The 16,459-nt window shown below is 64.1% G+C and carries 14 protein-coding genes; 9 read left to right on the top strand and 5 right to left on the bottom strand.

Annotated features, from left to right (window positions below; translation table 11 throughout):
* Nucleotides 1–66: 66 nt before the first annotated feature.
* Nucleotides 67–1,437, bottom strand: coding sequence for a DEAD/DEAH box helicase (locus PU634_RS04340; RefSeq protein ID WP_306762836.1), 1,371 nt, complete (start codon nucleotides 1,435–1,437; stop codon nucleotides 67–69).
* Between the two features lie 203 nt (nucleotides 1,438–1,640).
* Between PU634_RS04340 and PU634_RS04345 the strand changes: the two genes are divergently transcribed.
* The 9 genes from PU634_RS04345 (at nucleotide 1,641) to PU634_RS04385 (ending at nucleotide 12,202) form a co-directional block, all read left to right on the top strand.
* Nucleotides 1,641–2,756: an ABC transporter substrate-binding protein gene (locus PU634_RS04345; RefSeq protein ID WP_306762837.1), complete on the top strand. Its 1,116-nt coding sequence runs from the start codon at nucleotides 1,641–1,643 to the stop codon at nucleotides 2,754–2,756.
* Nucleotides 2,753–3,826: a FecCD family ABC transporter permease gene (locus tag PU634_RS04350; RefSeq protein ID WP_306762838.1), complete on the top strand. Its 1,074-nt coding sequence runs from the start codon at nucleotides 2,753–2,755 to the stop codon at nucleotides 3,824–3,826. Before PU634_RS04345 ends, PU634_RS04350 begins: the two co-directional genes overlap by 4 nt.
* Nucleotides 3,823–4,593 (top strand): ABC transporter ATP-binding protein, encoded by a 771-nt coding sequence (locus tag PU634_RS04355; RefSeq protein ID WP_306762839.1) that lies wholly within the window; start codon nucleotides 3,823–3,825, stop codon nucleotides 4,591–4,593. The genes PU634_RS04350 and PU634_RS04355 overlap by 4 nt, the downstream gene beginning before the upstream one ends.
* Nucleotides 4,594–4,676: 83 nt before the next feature.
* Entirely contained in the window at nucleotides 4,677–6,098 is a 1,422-nt protein-coding gene (locus PU634_RS04360; protein WP_306763659.1) for a sigma-54 interaction domain-containing protein, read from the top strand.
* Nucleotides 6,099–6,316: 218 nt separating this feature from the next.
* Entirely contained in the window at nucleotides 6,317–7,387 is a 1,071-nt protein-coding gene (locus PU634_RS04365; RefSeq protein ID WP_306762840.1) for a TRAP transporter substrate-binding protein, read from the top strand.
* Nucleotides 7,388–7,446: 59 nt separating this feature from the next.
* The gene (locus PU634_RS04370; protein ID WP_306762841.1) at nucleotides 7,447–8,043 is read left to right on the top strand and encodes a TRAP transporter small permease subunit; all 597 of its coding nucleotides are present in this window, start codon (nucleotides 7,447–7,449) and stop codon (nucleotides 8,041–8,043) included.
* A gap of 2 nt (nucleotides 8,044–8,045) precedes the next feature.
* The gene (locus PU634_RS04375; protein WP_306762842.1) at nucleotides 8,046–9,416 is read left to right on the top strand and encodes a TRAP transporter large permease; all 1,371 of its coding nucleotides are present in this window, start codon (nucleotides 8,046–8,048) and stop codon (nucleotides 9,414–9,416) included.
* Between the two features lie 26 nt (nucleotides 9,417–9,442).
* Complete coding sequence (locus PU634_RS04380; RefSeq protein WP_107850436.1) at nucleotides 9,443–10,222, top strand: 3-hydroxybutyrate dehydrogenase; 780 nt, start codon at nucleotides 9,443–9,445, stop codon at nucleotides 10,220–10,222.
* A gap of 9 nt (nucleotides 10,223–10,231) precedes the next feature.
* Nucleotides 10,232–12,202, top strand: a complete 1,971-nt coding sequence (locus tag PU634_RS04385) for an acetoacetate--CoA ligase (RefSeq protein ID WP_306762843.1) — start codon at nucleotides 10,232–10,234, stop codon at nucleotides 12,200–12,202.
* 16 nt (nucleotides 12,203–12,218) lie between these two features.
* On the opposite strand, the gene PU634_RS04390 is transcribed toward PU634_RS04385, so the two are convergent.
* The 4 genes from PU634_RS04390 to betI all read right to left on the bottom strand — a co-directional run bounded on the left by PU634_RS04390 (nucleotide 12,219) and on the right by betI (nucleotide 16,454).
* Nucleotides 12,219–12,482: a DksA/TraR family C4-type zinc finger protein gene (locus tag PU634_RS04390; protein WP_306762844.1), complete on the bottom strand. Its 264-nt coding sequence runs from the start codon at nucleotides 12,480–12,482 to the stop codon at nucleotides 12,219–12,221.
* Nucleotides 12,483–12,690: 208 nt separating this feature from the next.
* Nucleotides 12,691–14,373 (bottom strand): choline dehydrogenase, encoded by a 1,683-nt coding sequence (betA, locus tag PU634_RS04395; RefSeq protein ID WP_306762845.1) that lies wholly within the window; start codon nucleotides 14,371–14,373, stop codon nucleotides 12,691–12,693.
* 21 nt (nucleotides 14,374–14,394) lie between these two features.
* Nucleotides 14,395–15,858 carry a betaine-aldehyde dehydrogenase gene (betB, locus tag PU634_RS04400; protein WP_306762846.1) on the bottom strand — a complete coding sequence of 488 codons (1,464 nt, stop codon included), beginning with the start codon at nucleotides 15,856–15,858 and terminating at the stop codon, nucleotides 14,395–14,397.
* On the bottom strand, nucleotides 15,849–16,454 hold the full coding sequence (betI, locus tag PU634_RS04405; RefSeq protein WP_306762847.1) for a transcriptional regulator BetI: 606 nt from the start codon (nucleotides 16,452–16,454) through the stop codon (nucleotides 15,849–15,851). Before betI ends, betB begins: the two co-directional genes overlap by 10 nt.
* Nucleotides 16,455–16,459: the final 5 nt, after the last annotated feature.

Raw genomic sequence — 16,459 nt, forward strand, 5'->3', positions numbered from 1 at the left:
TAATAGCATTAACTTTTAAAATGTAAAATGACCGCATTCAGAAAATGCGGCCTGGGCAACATTCCGTTATTCCTGCTCGGGTCTGGGCTTTTTGCGCCTCATCGGTGCCATGCCGTCGTCGGTGCCGCCGGCCGGGCTTTGCCCGGTAAAGCCGGCGGGGCGTTTGGGACCCGGGCGACGGGCCGGTTTCTGGCCGGCCGGAGCGCGGCCCTGGGTGGTGCCGGGTCTGCCGCCGGGTTTGCCCCTGAAGCCGTGCTTGCGGGCCGGAGGGCGAAGCCCCCTGAACTTGCCCGGCAGGCTTTCGATTTCGGTAAAGCTGACGGTGCGCTGCAAAAACGCCTCCACCCGCTTGAAGGCGTCCCAGTCCCGGGGCCCCACCAGGGAGACGGCGGTGCCGCTGGCGCCGGCCCGGCCGGTGCGGCCGATGCGGTGCACGTATTCTTCCGGCTGCTTGGGCATGTCGAAGTTGATCACCAGCGATACCTGCAGCAGATCCAGCCCGCGTGAGGCCACGTCCGTGGTGATCAGCACCTTCTGCTGGCCCCGGGCAAAGCCGTCCATAATGCGGTTGCGCTCGGCCTGGCTCATGTCGCCGTGCAATGCCGCCGTGGTCAGCCCCTGCTGTTGCAGGTGGCTGGCCAGGCGCTCGGTGTCGGCCCGGGTGGCGGTAAAGATAATGGCCTGCTGATAGGGTTCAGTGGTCAGCAGGTGCTCCAGCAACGCCTGCTTGTGATCCAGGTGATCCCCCAGCACAAAGCGCTGCTCAATGTCCTGATGTTCGGCATGGGCCTCGCCCACCGCCACCCGCTTGGGGGCGTTCAGCAGGGTGGCGGCCATGGCATTGGCCTCGGCGTGATCCAGGGTGGCGGAAAACATCAGGGTCTGGCGGCGGCGGTGATCGGCGGCCCGGTGAATGCGTTCAAGCTGGGGGGCAAAGCCCAGATCCAGCATGCGGTCGGCTTCGTCGAGGATCAGCAGCTCCAGGCCGTTGAGCATCAGTGAACGGGCATCCAGATGGTTGGCCAGCCGGCCCGGGGTGGCCACGATCACGTCGGGCTGGCGGCGCAGCGCCTTGAGCTGATCGTTAAAGTTTTCGCCCCCCAGCAGCAGGGCAATGTGAAAGCTGCTGCCGGTCAGGGAGCGCAACTGGGCATACACCTGGCGGGCCAGCTCGCGGGTGGGGGCCAGGATCAGCGCGCGCGGGTCGCGCTTGCTCAGGGCCCGGGTTTTCATCAGCCGTTGCAGGGCCGGCAGCAAATAGGCCAGGGTCTTGCCGGAGCCGGTTTTGGAGGACGCCAGCAGATCATGGCCGGCCAGCACCACGGGAATAGCCTTCAGCTGGATCTCGGTGGGGGTGTCCAGCCCCTGGTGATCCAATGCTCGAACAAGACGGGTATCCAGTCCAAAATCGCGGAAAGTGTCGTTATGTTGCGCCAAGTCGCTGCTCCGGGAATATCGGGAAATGAGTGGCCGAGAACCGGCCCGAAAACGTTGGTCCGTATTGTATAAGAAAGCGAAGCGCTTGTAATGGCCGGCGGCAGGCAGGGGATGAAATCAAACAGAAAAAGCAATGGTTTACAAAAAGCAATAATTCGCAATAACATTGGCGCTCTTCTTCTTTCTGAGACTCGAGACCATTCATGTTCAGAAAATGCCTGCTGGTACTCTGTGCCTGCCTGATGTCGGTGCCGGCCCTGGCCGGCGAGCGCCAAATTACCGATCTGTTGGGGCGCACCGTCACCCTGCCCGAGCGAGTGGATCGCATGATCCTGTCGGAAGCCCGTTTGCTGTACATACTGATGCCGCTGCAAAAGGATGATCCCTTTGCCCATGTGGTGGCCTGGTCGGACGACATGGAGCGGGCCGATCCCGATACCTATTTCAGGCTGGCCGAGGCCTTTCCCGGCACCGTGAACCGGCTGCCGCGTTTTGGTCATCCGGGCAAGGTGACCTTTGATGTGGAGCGAGCGCTGACCCTGGATGCCCAGCTGGTGGTGGTGAATCAGTCCTATTACCAGTTGTGGCAGGAAAACGGCACCCTCGACAAGCTCGACAAGGCCGGCATCGCGGTGGTGTTCGTGGACTTTCGCGATGAGCCGGTGGCCAACACCGGCCCCAGCATTCGCATTCTCGGCGAAGTGCTGCACAAGGAAAAAGAAGCCGAGGCGGTCAACACCTTTATCGAGCAGAAAATGGCCCGGGTGAACGAACGCCTGCGGGGGCTGGCCGACGAAGAGCGGCCGCTGGTACTGATGGAGCGGGCGTCCGGCATGGGCGACTGCTGCCGGGTGTTTGGTCCCAACAACTTTGGTCATTTCGTGGAACTGGCCGGTGGCCGCAACTGGGGCAGCGACAAAACCCGGGCGCTGTCGCTGGACATTAACCCCGAGGCGCTGGTGACCGAACCCTTTGATCTGATCATCGGTACCGGTGCCAACTGGCAGCTGGCCTATCCCGAAGTCACCAGCATCAACCTGGGCTATGCCGCCGACAGCGACAACCTGCAGCAGGGACTGGCCGCCCTCAGCCAGCGTCCGGGCTGGCCCGCCATCGACGCCGTGGCCAACAGGCAGTTTTACGGCATCTGGCACCAGTTCTACAATCACCCGGCCTGGTTCGCCGCGGTGGAAGCCATGGCCCGCTGGATGCATCCTGAACGCATGCAGGGCATCGATGCCGAAGCCGACCTGCGGGAATACCATGAGCGCTTTATGCCCTTTGCCTATGAAGGTCACTTCTGGGTAAAAATGCAATGAGTGAGCACGCCGGAGTGACGGCGCCGGATGCGCCCTTTCACTATCAGCGCCATCAGGGTAAACGCACACAATGGGTGGCCTTCGGGGCTGCCCTGCTGCTGGGTATTTTTCTGCTCGACATGACCATAGGGCCGGGGCAGCTGGGACTGGGGCAGGTGCTGAATACCCTGCTCAGCCCCGATAAGGCGGATATCAAGTCCCGCTTTATTGTGTGGGACATTCGTCTGCCGGTGGCGCTGATGGCCATACTGGTGGGAGCGGCCCTGGGCGGGGCCGGCGCCCTGATGCAGACCATTCTCAACAACCCCCTGGCCGAGCCCTTTACCCTGGGAGTGTCTCACGCCGCCGCCTTTGGCGCGGCCCTGGCCATTGCCTTTGGCACTTCTCTGCTGCCCTGGGAATGGGCGCAGGGCTATATCATCACCCTGAATGCCTTTGTGTTTGCCTGCCTGAGTGCCCTGGTGATTTTTCTGGTCAGCCGCATGCGCGGTGCCACTCAGGAAACCATGATCCTCACCGGCATTGCCATTCTGTTTGTGTTTTCGGCCCTGAACGCCATGCTGCAGTTTGCCGCCAGTGCCGAAACCCTGCAGCAGATCGTGTTCTGGGCCATGGGCTCCCTGGGCCGGGCCACCTGGCCCAAGGTGGGGGTGGCGGCGGCCTTGCTGGCGCTGGCCTGCGCCCTGTTGTGGCGCAGCGCCTGGCGGCTGACCGCCCTGCGCATGGGCGATGAGGCCGCCGAGGCCATGGGCGTGAACGTCACCCGTATTCGGCTGGTGGTGCTGATGCTGTCGTCGCTGCTGGCGGCGGTGGCGGTGGCCTTTGTGGGCATTATCGGTTTTGTCGGACTGGTGGGCCCGCATATGGCGCGCATGCTGCTGGGAGAAGATCAGCGCTTTTTCCTGCCCGGATCCATGCTGTTTGGTGCCATTTTGCTTACCGTGGCCGAAATCCTGTCCAAGATCATCATTTCCGGCGTGCTGCTGCCCATCGGCATTACCACCTCGCTGATCGGCGTGCCGTTTTTCGTGTTTTTGCTGGTGGTGGTCCGCAGAAGGAGTGCAGCATGAGTCTTGTTCTGGAACAACTGAGCCTGGGCTATCGCCGGGAGCTTATCGTCAACGAGCTGAGTCTTGCCGCCGGCGCCGGCCGGCTCTGCGTGCTGCTGGGCCCCAATGGCACCGGCAAGTCGACCCTGCTCAAGGGCATTGCGGGTTTGCTGGCCCCGAAACAGGGTCGAGTACTGCTTAACGGTGAGGATCTGGCCGGCATGAGCCGGGCCCGCCGGGCGGGCAAGGTGGTGTATCTGCCCCAGATCACGCCGACCGGGGCCCGGATTACCGTGTTTGAGGCGGTGCTGATGGCGCTCAAGGTGCACGGTGCGGTGCGGGTGACAGAGGCGGATCTGGCGGCGGTACGCGATGTGCTCGACGAGCTGGGGGTGGCGCACTTGTCGGCCCGCTATCTGGAGCAGCTCTCCGGCGGCCAGCGGCAGCTGGTGGCCATTGCCCAGGCGCTGATCCGCAAGCCCGAAGTGTTGCTGCTGGACGAGCCCACCAGCGCGCTGGATCTGTACCATTCGCTGCATATCATGGCGGTGCTGCGGCGGCTGACCAGAGCGCAGAACATGGTGACCCTGGTGGCCATTCACGATCTCAACCTGGCGGCGCGCACCGCCGATGACGTGCTGGCGGTCAAGGGCGGCAGCCTGCAGGCCTTTGGTCCACTGCATCAGTGCCTGAGTCCCGAACTGGTGCACACCCTCTACGGGGTGGAGGCGGATCTGCTGACCGGCCCAGACGGCAGCCTGCTGGTGCACCCCCGGCTGGCGGGCTGACGTCAGAGCAGGATCACTCGAACTGACGCCGGCTTTTGGCTACCATCGGAGCCTACCTTCGCCAGGGAGTGCGTCTTGTGTCCATGCCGTTTAATGCACGGTCAGGCAGTGGCCTGACCCGCGAGCTGATAGAAGTGTTGTTTCCCATGTTTGAGCAGGCCAGTGCCGGCGCCATTGCGGTGGACCGGCACAGCCGCATCAGCTGGATCAACGCCCGTTACGCGCGACTGCTGGGGCTGGCAGACACCCATTCGGTGATCGGCCGGCCGGTGCGCTCGGTGATTCCCCACAGTCGTATGCCGGAAGTGGTGGAAAGCGGCCAGCCGCTGCTGGTCGATATCATGGAATACCACACCCAGCAGCTGGTGGTGACCCGGTTGCCGCTGTTTGACGAGCTGGGGCGAGTGAGTGGTGCCGTGGCCTTTGTGCTGTATGACGATCTGCAGCCGCTCACGCCCCTGGTCAGCAAATATCGCCGCCTGCATCAGGATCTGCAGGCCGCCAAACGCGCCCTGGCCAGCCACGGACGGCGCACCCGCTATCAGCTCGGCGATTTTGCCGGCGCCACCCCGGCGGCGCTGGAGGTCAAGCGCCGGGCCCGGCTGGCGGCAGGGCGGGACATGCCGGTGCTGCTGCTGGGAGAAACCGGTACCGGCAAGGAAGTGCTGGCCCAGTCCATTCATGCTCTGTCTTCCCGGGCCGAGGGACCCTTTGTGGGAGTGAACCTGGCGGCCATTCCCGACAGCCTGCTGGAAGCCGAGTTTTTCGGCGTGGCCCCCGGTGCCTATACCGGTGCCGACAAGCGCAGTCGTGAGGGCAAATTTCAGCTTGCCAACGGCGGCACCCTGTTTCTGGACGAGGTGGGCGACATGCCTCTGGCGCTGCAGGCCAAGCTGCTGCGGGTGCTGCAGGAGCAGGAAGTCGAGCCCCTGGGCTCCAACCGGGTGGTGCCGGTGAACGTGCGGGTCATGGCGGCCACCAGCCGGGATCTGGGTGCCATGGTGGCCGACGGCAGTTTTCGCTCCGATCTCTATTACCGGCTCAATGTGCTGGAGATCGCCATACCGCCGTTGCGCCAGCGGCTGGGAGACCTGGGCATATTGTGCGAGGTGCTGCTGGAGGAGATCTGCGCTGGCGGAAGCCGGGTGGAGATCACCGATGCCGGCATTGCCGCCCTCGGCCGGTATCACTGGCCGGGCAATATTCGCGAGCTGCGCAATGTGCTGGAGCGGGCCTGGACCATGAGCGAAGAAGCCGAGCTGCTCGACGCCGGGCTGATTGACCGGGTATTGCCGCTGGCCGGGCCTGAGCCGGCCGGCGAGCCGGTATTGCCGGAGCCATCCGCCACTCCCGGTGTGCGCCCCCTGGCCGAGGTGCTGGCCCGCGCCGAGGCTGAGGCCATTCACGCCGCTCTTGAGCAGGCCGGTGGCAACCGCACCCAGGCCGCCCGCCTGCTGGGCATTTCCCGCTCGGTTTTTTACGACAAGCTTGCCCGCCATTCCTGAAAACCGGACGCCTGTCCGGTTTTTGCTACACCTTTTTAAAGACCCATACGATAACCGTCCTGAAAGCCGGACGGTGGTCTCCGCAGCCTTTGTGCAAGCCCTTGATTAACATATTGTTAACAGGTTTGGCATGGTTTCTGTATTGATAACGGCGAGCAGTTGGTGCGGGGCCGGTGAGCACCGTTACCAGGGACGTAACCAAACAGAAGGATGAACCCATGTCGATAAACCGCAAAGTATCTGCACTGAGTATGGCCGCCCTGTTCTGCGCCGGTCTGGCCGCCACCCCCGCCATGGCGGAAAAGGTGCGCTGGCAGGTGCCGCTGGCCTTTCCGTCCCACCTGGTGGGGCTGACCACACCGGTGAAGCACCTCTCCGAGTCGCTGGCGGCCATTTCCGGCGGCGATGTGCAGCTGCGCTATTACGAGCCCGGGGAGCTGGTGCCGCCCTTTGAGATCATGGACGCGGTGGGCTCGGGCAAGTATCCGGCCGGCTACACCTGGGTGGGTTACGATCAGGGCACCATTCCGGCCCTGCCACTCTATTCCGGCGCCCCCTTCAATATGGAGCCGCCCGCCTACCTGGCCTGGTATTACGAGGGCGACGGCAAGGCGCTGCTGGAAGAGATTTACGCCGAACGCAATATTCACCCTATGCTGTGCAGCATTATCGGTCCGGAAGGGGCGGGCTGGTTCAAGCAGCAGATTTCCAGCCTGGACGATTTTCAGGGCCTGCGCATTCGCTTTGCCGGCATCGGCGGCAAGGTGCTTGAAGAGCTGGGCTCTTCGGTGACCATGGTGCCCGGCGCCGAGATCTTTCAGTCGCTGGAGCGCAACACCATAGACGCCACCGAGTTTTCCCAGCCCGCCATCGACAAGATGCTGGGGCTGGATCAGATCGTGAAAAACTACATCATGCCCGGCTGGCACCAGACCCTGACCACCTCTCACCTGCTGGTGAACAAGGACGTGTGGAACAAGCTTGAGCCCGAAACCCGCGCCCTGGTGGAAATGGGCTGCGAGTCCGCCACCCTCAAGGGCTTTGCCCAGAGCGAATGGGCCCAGCCCACGGCGCTCAGGGACTATGAAAAGGAAGGGGTCACCGCCCAGGTGCTGCCCGAGCCGGTGCTGCGTGAGCTGGAAAAGGTCACCAACCGGGTGATGGACGACATTGCCGCCGAAGACGAGATGTTCAAGCGGGTGCTCACCAGCCAGCGCGAGTTTATGAAGCACCATTCCATCTGGCACGGCAAGGGCTACCTGCCCCGCGACTTCTATCAGTACAACTAATCACGCCGGGGCGGGCACGGCCGTGCCCGCCTTTTATGGATTGAACTGACGAGGTCGCCATGTCAAAACCAAAGGATTCAACCCGGGAATTGCCCCATAACCGGCTGTCGGTCCGGCTGGACGCCCTGGTAGCGGGCATCGGCCGGCTCAGCGCCTGGCTGTGGCTGGCGGTGCTGCTGGTGGTGCTTACCAATGTGTTCAGCCGCTTTGTGCTGTCGGCGGGCTCCATTGCTCTGGAGGAGCTGTCCTGGCACCTGTTTGGCATCGCCACCATGCTCTCCCTGGGCTATGCGGTGGTGGAAGACGAGCATGTGCGGGTGGATGTGCTGCGGGAGCGGTTTTCCCTGCGCACCCAGGCCCGCATCGAGCTGGCGGGCATCCTGCTGCTGGCACTGCCGATCATGGCGCTGATGGTGGATACCCTTGTTCCCTACGCCTGGAAGGCCTGGGTCTATAGTGAGCGCTCCCAGGCCCCCAGCGGCCTGCCGTACCGTTTTATCTTCAAGAGCGTGCTGCCTCTGGGGCTGATGCTGGTAGCCCTGGCGCTGTTTTCCCGCGCCCTGCGCTGCGCCACCCTGCTGTTTGCATTTCCCCGCCGCCTGGGGGATCCCCCTCGGGCCAAATCCGGCGCCTGGCTGGCCAATACGGAGAAATAACCATGGAGCTGGAAACACTGATGGTGGTGGCCATGTTTGCCACCTTTATGGGGCTGTTGCTGCTGGGCTTTCCCGTGGCCTGGGTGCTGGCCGGCACCGGACTGCTGTTTGCCCTGGCCGGCCATGTGATGGTGGAGCAGTTCGACGCCAACCTCTGGTTTACCTGGAACGGCACCATCGGGGTGCTGGACGCCCGCCTGTTCGGCATTGTCGCCAACGAGCTGATGGTGGCGCTGCCGCTGTTTATTTTCATGGGCATTATGCTGGATCGCTCCGGCATTGCCGAACGCCTGATGCACAGCCTGGTGCGGGCACTGGGGCCGCTGCGGGGCGGCTATGCGCTCACCGTGGTGATCGTGGGCATGCTGCTGGCGGCGTCCACCGGCATTGTGGGGGCGTCTGTGGTGCTGCTGGGCATGCTGTCCATCGGCCCCATGCTGCAGGCCAATTACAACCGCAGTCTGGCGGTGGGCACCGCCTGCTCGGTGGGCACCCTGGGCATTCTGGTACCGCCCAGCATCATGCTGGTGCTGATGGCCGACCGGCTGGGCACGCCCTCGGCCTCGGTGGGCAAGTTGTTTATGGGCGCCCTGGTGCCCGGACTGATGCTGGGGGCCATGTATGTGCTCTATATCGTGCTGCTGGCCTGGTGGAAAAAGGACGCGGCGCCGGCCCCCGAGCGCAAGCAGGCCATGGACGTCCGGGCCTGGGGCGAGGTGGCGCTGGCGGTGTTGCCGCCATTGGTGCTGATCGGCGCCGTACTGGGCTCCATCTTTCACGGTATTGCCACCACCACCGAGGCCTCGGCGGTGGGCGCGGTGGGGGCGCTGCTGATGGCGCTGTGCAGCCGCCGGCTGGACTGGCAAGTGCTGCGTGATTCCCTCTACCAGACCAGTCGCACCACCGCCTTTATCTTCGGTATCTTTATCGGCGCCACCGTGTTTGCCGCCGTATTGCGGGGCCTGGGTGGCGACGACGTGATCCGTCAGGCCATTACCGGTCTGCCCTTTGGCACCACGGGTGTCATGCTCACCATTTTGTTTATCACCTTTCTGCTGGGGTTCTTTCTCGACTGGGTAGAGATCACCCTGATCATTCTGCCGCTGGTGGCCCCCGTGGTGTTTTCCCTCGGGGTGGAGCCGGTGTGGTTCGCGGTGCTGTTTGCCCTGTGCCTGCAAACCTCCTTTCTCACGCCGCCGGTGGGTTTTGCCCTGTTTTACATCAAGGGCGTGTGCCCGCCGGAGATCACCACCAGAGACATTTACCGGGGGGTGGCGCCCTTTATCTGCCTGCAGTTGCTGGGTCTGGGACTGGTGTTTGCATTTGAACCCCTGGCGACCTGGTTGCCCGCCCATGTCTATGGCGGCCAGTAATCCGACTTTCACAAGGAGAGACAGTTATGCGTCTTGAACACAAGGTGGCGTTGATCACCGGCGCCGGCCAGGGCATTGGCCGGGCCATTGCCCGGCACTACGCCCGGGAAGGTGCCCGGGTGGCGGTGGCGGATTTAAGCCTGGCCGGGGCCGAGCAGACGGTGCTGGGCATCGTCGCCGAGGGCGGCGAAGCCATTGCCCTGCAGATGGACGTGACCGACGAACAGGCGGTGAACGCCGGCGTGCAGCGGGTGGTGCAGCACTGGGGCCGGCTCGATATCGCCCTGGCCAACGCCGGCATTCAGCATATTGAGCCGGTGCACAAGCTGGACTACGCCGACTGGCGCCGGGTCATGAACGTGCACCTCGACGGCGCCTTTCTGCTCACCCGCGCCGCGCTGGCGGCCATGTATGAACACGGCGGCGGTGTCATGCTCTACATGGGCTCAGTGCACTCGCTGGAGGCGTCACCGCTGAAGGCGCCCTATGTGGCGGCCAAGCACGGCATGCTGGGGCTGTGCCGCACCGTGGCCCGGGAAGGGGCGGCCAGGGGCGTGCGCAGCAACATCATCTGCCCGGGCTTTGTGCGCACGCCTCTGGTGGAAAAACAGATTCCCGAGCAGGCGCGGGAGCTGGGCCTGAGTGAACAGGAAGTGGTGCAGAACGTCATGCTTAAACACACGGTGGACGGCGAGTTTACCACCCTGGAGGACGTGTCCGAGCTGGCGGTGCACCTGGCGGCGTTTCCGTCGGCGGCGCTCACCGGTCAGTCGGTGGTGGTCAGCCACGGCTGGCACATGCAATAGGAGGTCATGATGACGAACAATGAAGTGCTGTGGACACCCACGCCGGCGCTGCGGGAGCACAGCCACATGGCGCGCTATATCAACTGGCTGGAAAGCCGGGGACTGGGTGGTTTTGCCGGCTATGACGCCCTGCATGCCTGGTCGGTGCGCGAGCCCGAGGCATTCTGGCAGTCGGTATGGGACTTCTGCGGCCTGCACTGCCACACCCCGGCCAGCCGGGTGCTGGGCCGGCGCGACATGCCGGGGGCCGAGTGGTTTCCCGGCATGCGCATGAACTTTGCCGCCAATCTACTGCGCCACGGCACCGGCCCTCTGGCCGACCACGACGCCGTGGTATGCCATGGCGAGAGTGGTGCTCCTGCCCGTTACAGTTTTGCCCGGCTGTACCGGGACGTGGGCGCGCTGGAGGCCTGGCTGCGGGCGCAGGGTGTACAGAGCGGCGACCGGGTGGCGGGCGTGGTCACCCATGGTTACGAGGCGCTGGTGGCCATGCTGGCGGCCACCAGCATGGGCGCGGTGTGGAGCTCGGCATCGCCGGACTTTGGTGCCGAGGCCATCATTGACCGCTTTGGCCAGATAAGCCCCAGCGTGCTGGTGCTGGTCAACGGTTATCGCTATGGCGGCCGGGACTACGACCGCCGCGAGGAATTTGCCAGGGTGGTGCAGGGGCTGCCGGGGCTGCGCGCGGTGCTGAGCGTGCCCGTGCTGCCGGGGCTGGGAGAGCAGGCCGGGCCGGCCGTGACCTGCTGGTCCCGGGCCCTGGCCGAGGGCCGGGGCCAGGCGCCTTCCTTTACCCCGCTGCCCGCCGATCATCCGGTATACATACTGTTTTCCTCCGGCACCACAGGCAAGCCCAAGTGCATTGTGCACGGCGCCGCCGGCACCCTGGTCAATCACGCCAAGGAGCTGGTGCTGCACGGCGATCTGGGGGCGGGAGACCGGCTGATGTATTACACCACCTGCGGCTGGATGATGTGGAACTGGCAGGCCTCGGCGCTGCTGGCCGGAGTGACCCTGATCACCGTGGACGGCGCCGTGGCGCAGCCGGATCTCAACCGGCTGTGGGCGCTGGCGGAGCAGGAGCGGGTCACCCACTTTGGCACCAGTGCGCGGTTTCTGGCCGAGTGCCGCAAAACCGGCCTGCAACCGGGGCAGCGTTTTGATTTAACGGCGCTGCGGCTGGTGTTTTCCACCGGCTCGCCGCTGCTGCCGGAAGACTACGACTGGGTCTATGGCACCCTGCCGAAGCAAGTGCTGCTGGGCTCCATTGCCGGCGGCACCGACATTTGCGGCTGCTTTGTGGGCTGCTGCCCGCTGCTGCCGGTGCGCCGGGGCGAAATTCAGTGCCGCTTGCTGGGGGTGGACGCGGTGGCCATGGACGAGCAGGGCCGGGAAACCACCGGCCGGGGCGAGCTGGTGTGCCGCCAGCCGTTGCCGTGCATGCCCGTGGGTTTCTGGCAGGATAGCGACAATAAGCGCTACCATGACGCCTATTTCGAGACCTTTCCCGGGGTCTGGGCCCACGGTGACTATGTGGCCTTTACCGGGCACGGCGGCGCCATTATCTATGGCCGCTCCGACGCCACCCTCAACCCGGGGGGCGTGCGCATCGGTACCGCGGAGATTTACCGCCAGGTGGAGCTGGACCCCAATATCAAGGACAGTCTGGTGGTGGGCCGGCAGACAGACGGCGACGTGGAGGTGGTGTTGCTGGTGGTGGCGGATGAGCGCCTGAGCGAGGATCAGTGCCGAATGCTGCGCCAGCGCATTCGCACCGGCGCCAGCCCCCGGCACATGCCCCGCCATATCGTGCAGGTGCCGGAAATTCCCTACACCCGCAGCGGCAAAAAGGTGGAGCTGGCGGTGGCCCGGCTGCTCAATGGCGGGGGCCGAAGCGACAACCGTGATGCCCTGGCCAACCCTCAGGCGCTGGAGGCCATTGCCGACTGCCTGCGCGAGGCCGGTCTGCGCAAGCCCTGAGGGCAAAGACAGCCGGCTACCTCAGCTGGCTGTCCTTGCTGGCGCGGCGGTTAATGCCGCTGCCCTGGCGCTGTTTTTCTTCCTTGCCCTGGCACTCAATGCACAGCCGAACCCCGGGCACCGCCTGGCGGCGGGCCTCGGGTATGGGGGCATCGCATTCCTCGCAGTGGCGCAGGCTGTCGCCGGCGCCCAGCCGGCGGCGGGCATTCTGCACCGCGTCTTCGACACTGGCGTCTATCTGATCCTGCACGGCGCCGTCCCGTGACCATCCTCCTGCCATTCTGCTCTCCCGTGGTGTATTTATGCTCACCATAATGGCACCGAAGAAGACATCGCGCTGTGCGCCCGGCGGCACAATCGTCACTCGCCGGTGTTGCGATTCGCTGCGCTCACCGGCAACCTGCCCCGTGCTTACCGATGTCAGTCATGCCCGCGCTCCGGGGCATGAGCATTGTTTTTGAAGGCCTGCTCTTTACGGCAGGCCGGGCTCAGCCCATCTTGCGCACCGGCTGGCCGGCGCGCTGGCGCTGTTGCCACTGTTGGTCCATGCCCACCTCCGCCGTGGAGGGGGCCAGGGGCGTCTTGCCCCTGATCAGATCCGCGGCCCGCTCCGCCACCATGATGGTGGGGGAGTTCAGGTTGCCGTTGGGAATGGTGGGGAAAATGGACGAGTCCACCACCCGCAGGCCGGTAATGCCGCGCACTTTGGCTTCCGGATCCACCACAGCCATGTCGTCGGTGCCCATGGGGCAGGTGCAGGACGGGTGATAGGCGCTTTCCACCGCCTGGCGCACAAAGGCGTCAATTTCCTCGTCGGTGCGAATGTGCTCGCCGGGCTGGATCTCTTCCGCGCGGTAAGGGTCCATCGCCGGCTGGTTGATGATCTCCCGGGTCAGGCGCACACAGGCGCGAAAGCCTTCCCGGTCGTCTTCGTGCTCCAGGTAGTTGAAGCGAATGGTGGGAGCGGCCTTGGGATCGGCGCTGGCCACCTTCACATAACCCCGGCTTTTCGGCTTGTTGTGGCCGATATGCACCTGAAAGCCGTGGCCGGAAAAGGCTTCACGACCGTCGTAGCGCATGGCGGCGGGCAGAAAGTGATACTGCAGATCCGGCCATTCCACTCCGGCCCTGGAACGAATAAAGCCGCAGGACTCAAAGTGGTTGGTGGCGCCCAGGCCGTCCTTGTTCAGGATCCAGCGGGTGCCAATTTTGAACTTGTTCCACAGATCGAGCTTGCCGTTAAGGGAGATGGGCTCCTTGCAACGGAACTGAAAATAGAACTCCAGGTGATCCTGCAGGTTTTCGCCCACGCCGGGCAGCTCGTGCCGCACCTCGATGCCGGCCGCTTCCAGGGTGCTCCTGTCGCCGATGCCGGACAGCTGCAGCAGGTGCGGCGAGCCGATGGAGCCGGCGCTGAGGATCACCTCCTTGTTGACCCGCATCTCCTGTACCCGGCCCTTGTGCTCAAAGCGCACCCCCACCGCCTGCTTGCCTTCCAGCAGCACTCTGTGCACCAGGGCATGGGTGATCACGGTCAGGTTGGGCCGGCTCATGGCCGGTCGCAGATAGGCATTGGCGGTGGACCAGCGGCGGCCGTTTTTCACCGTCATGTGCATGGGGCCAAAGCCTTCCTGCTGACGGCCGTTGTAGTCGGGAGTATGAAAGTAACCCGCTTCCACCCCGGCATCCACAAAGGCCTGGTACAGGGGGTTTTGCATGTTGTTGCCGTTGTTCACTCCCAGCGGGCCGCTGTCGCCCCGGTAATCATCACCGCCAAAGGCCCAGGTTTCGGCCTTTTTGAAGTAGGGCAGGCAGTGGGCATAGTCCCAGCCTTCGGCGCCGTGCTGCTGCCACTCGTCAAAGTCGCGGGCATGGCCACGCACATAGACCATGCCGTTGATGGAGGACGAGCCGCCCAGCACCTTGCCCCGGGGGCAGTGCATGCGGCGGTTGTCGAGAAAGGGCTCGGGCTCGGTGTGAAACTGCCAGGCGTATTTTTCGGTGTTCATGGGAATGGACAGCGCCGTGGGCATCTGAATAAAGATGCTCTTGTCGCTGCCGCCGGTTTCCAGCAGCAGCACCCGGGTGGTGCCGTCTTCGGTCAGCCGGTTGGCCAGCACGCAACCGGCGGAGCCGGCGCCCACTATGATGTAGTCAAATTCGTTGCTCATGGTGTTCCTCGTCATCGCCGGTTAAAACGGGCTTTCCAGCTTGTTCATGCCCACATACACCGACTTCAGCTGGGTGTAGTGGTGCAGGGTGGCCAGGCCGTTTTCCCGGCCGATGCCGGACAGCTTGTAGCCGCCTACCGGCATTTCGGCGGGGGAAGCGCCGTAGGCATTAATCCAGCAGATGCCGGCCTGCAGCTGGTGAATGACCCGGTGGCCCCGGCGCAGATCGTTGGTGAACACGCCGGCGGCAAGACCGGTGTCGGTGTCGTTGGCGCGGGCGATCACTTCGTTCTCGTCTTCAAAGGTCAGCACCGACATCACAGGGCCGAAGATCTCTTCCCGGCAGATGGTCATGTCGTCACGGCAGTCGGTGAAAATGGTGGGGGCCACAAAATAACCGTTGGGGGCCGAGGCCGGACGCAGCGCCTCGCCGCCACAGGCCAGGGTGGCGCCTTCCTCAATGCCCTTGCGAATGTAGCCCAGCACCTTTTCATGGTGGCCTTTGGAGATCAGGGCGCCGAAGTTGGTGGCGGGATCCATGGGGTCGCCGGCCACAATGTTGTTGCGGGTGCGATCCAGCAGCCGCGCCATAAAGTCTGAGTAAATGCGCTTGTGCACAAACACCCGGGTGCCGTTGGTGCAGATTTCGCCCTGGGTGTAGAAGTTGCCCAGCATGGCGGCGGACACGGCATCGTCCAGATCCGCATCGTCAAAGATGATCAGCGGCGACTTGCCGCCCAGCTCCATGGTCACGTCCTTCAGGCTGCCGGCGGCGGTGGCCATGACCTTCTTGCCGGTGCCCACTTCGCCGGTAAACGACACCTTGGCAATGTCCGGGTGGTTGGTGAGCCAGGCGCCCACGGCGCCGTCGCCCTGCACCACGTTGAACACGCCGGCGGGCACGCCGGCCTCGATAAAGATTTCAGCCAGCTTGAGGGCGCCCAGCGGGGTTTCTTCCGAGGGCTTGAAGATCATGGCGTTGCCGCAGGCCAGGGCCGGGGCGGACTTCCAGCAGGCGATCTGCAGCGGATAGTTCCAGGCGCCAATGCCGGCGCAGATGCCCAGGGGCTCGCGGCGGGTGTAGTAGAAGTCGCCGCCCAGATCCTGCTGGTTGCCCTCGATAGAAGGCGCCAGGCCGGCGAAGAACTCAATGCTGTCGGCGCCGGTGACCACGTCGACCACGGAGGCTTCCTGCCAGGGCTTGCCGGTGTCCAGCACCTCGATGCGGGCCAGCTCGTCATTGCGTTCACGCAGCAGCGCCACGGCACGCAGCAGAATGCGGCTGCGTTCCATGCCGGTCATGGCCGACCATTGTTCAAAGCCGCGTTGCGCCGAGTCGATGGCCAGCGCCTGAATGTGCTCGTCGGCCACTTCCACGTCATAAATGGCCTCGCCGGTGGCCGGATTGACCACGGTAAAGGTTTCGCCACTGCGGTTGGCCACATAGCGGCCGTCAACAAAGTTCTGGTGTCGGGTCAATGACATGGGGTTACTCCATGGTGCTGTAGCAAATCGGTGATAAAGGCCTTGCACAGTTGCTCGCCGTCGCGGAAATCCTGCTCGGGACTGGCGCTGAGGGCACTGCGCAGCCAGAAGCCGTCGATCATGGCGGCGGTCTGGCGGGCGGCAATGCGGGCCGGCTCCGCACCCAGCAGGGGGCGGAACGAATAGGTCAGGTTGCTGATCAGCCGCTGGCTGTTCACCTGCTGCAGCCGTGCCAGGCTCGGGTCGTGCATGGCCTGGGCCCAGAAGCTCAGCCACGACTTGGTGGCCGGGCGTGAACGCTGAAACTCGGTGAAGTTGGCTTCCACTATCATCATCAGCCGCTGTTGCGGGCTGGTGGGGGCACCCTCGGTGCGGGACAGTAGCGCCAGCTTGAGCTCGTCCAGCAGCTGGCGTACGGTGGCTTCAATCAGGCCCTGCTTGCCGCCGAAGTAATGGCTGATAATGCCGGACGACATGCCGGCCAGCCGGCTGATGCTGTTGATGGTGGTGTTCTGCAGGCCGTATTCGGCCACCGACGCCAGGGTGGCCTCGATCAGCTGTTTTTTACGGGTGTCCTTGATTCCGGTAATGGGCATGATTC

The organism is Oceanimonas pelagia (assembly GCF_030849025.1).
In the GTDB taxonomy this organism is placed as follows: domain Bacteria; phylum Pseudomonadota; class Gammaproteobacteria; order Enterobacterales; family Aeromonadaceae; genus Oceanimonas; species Oceanimonas pelagia.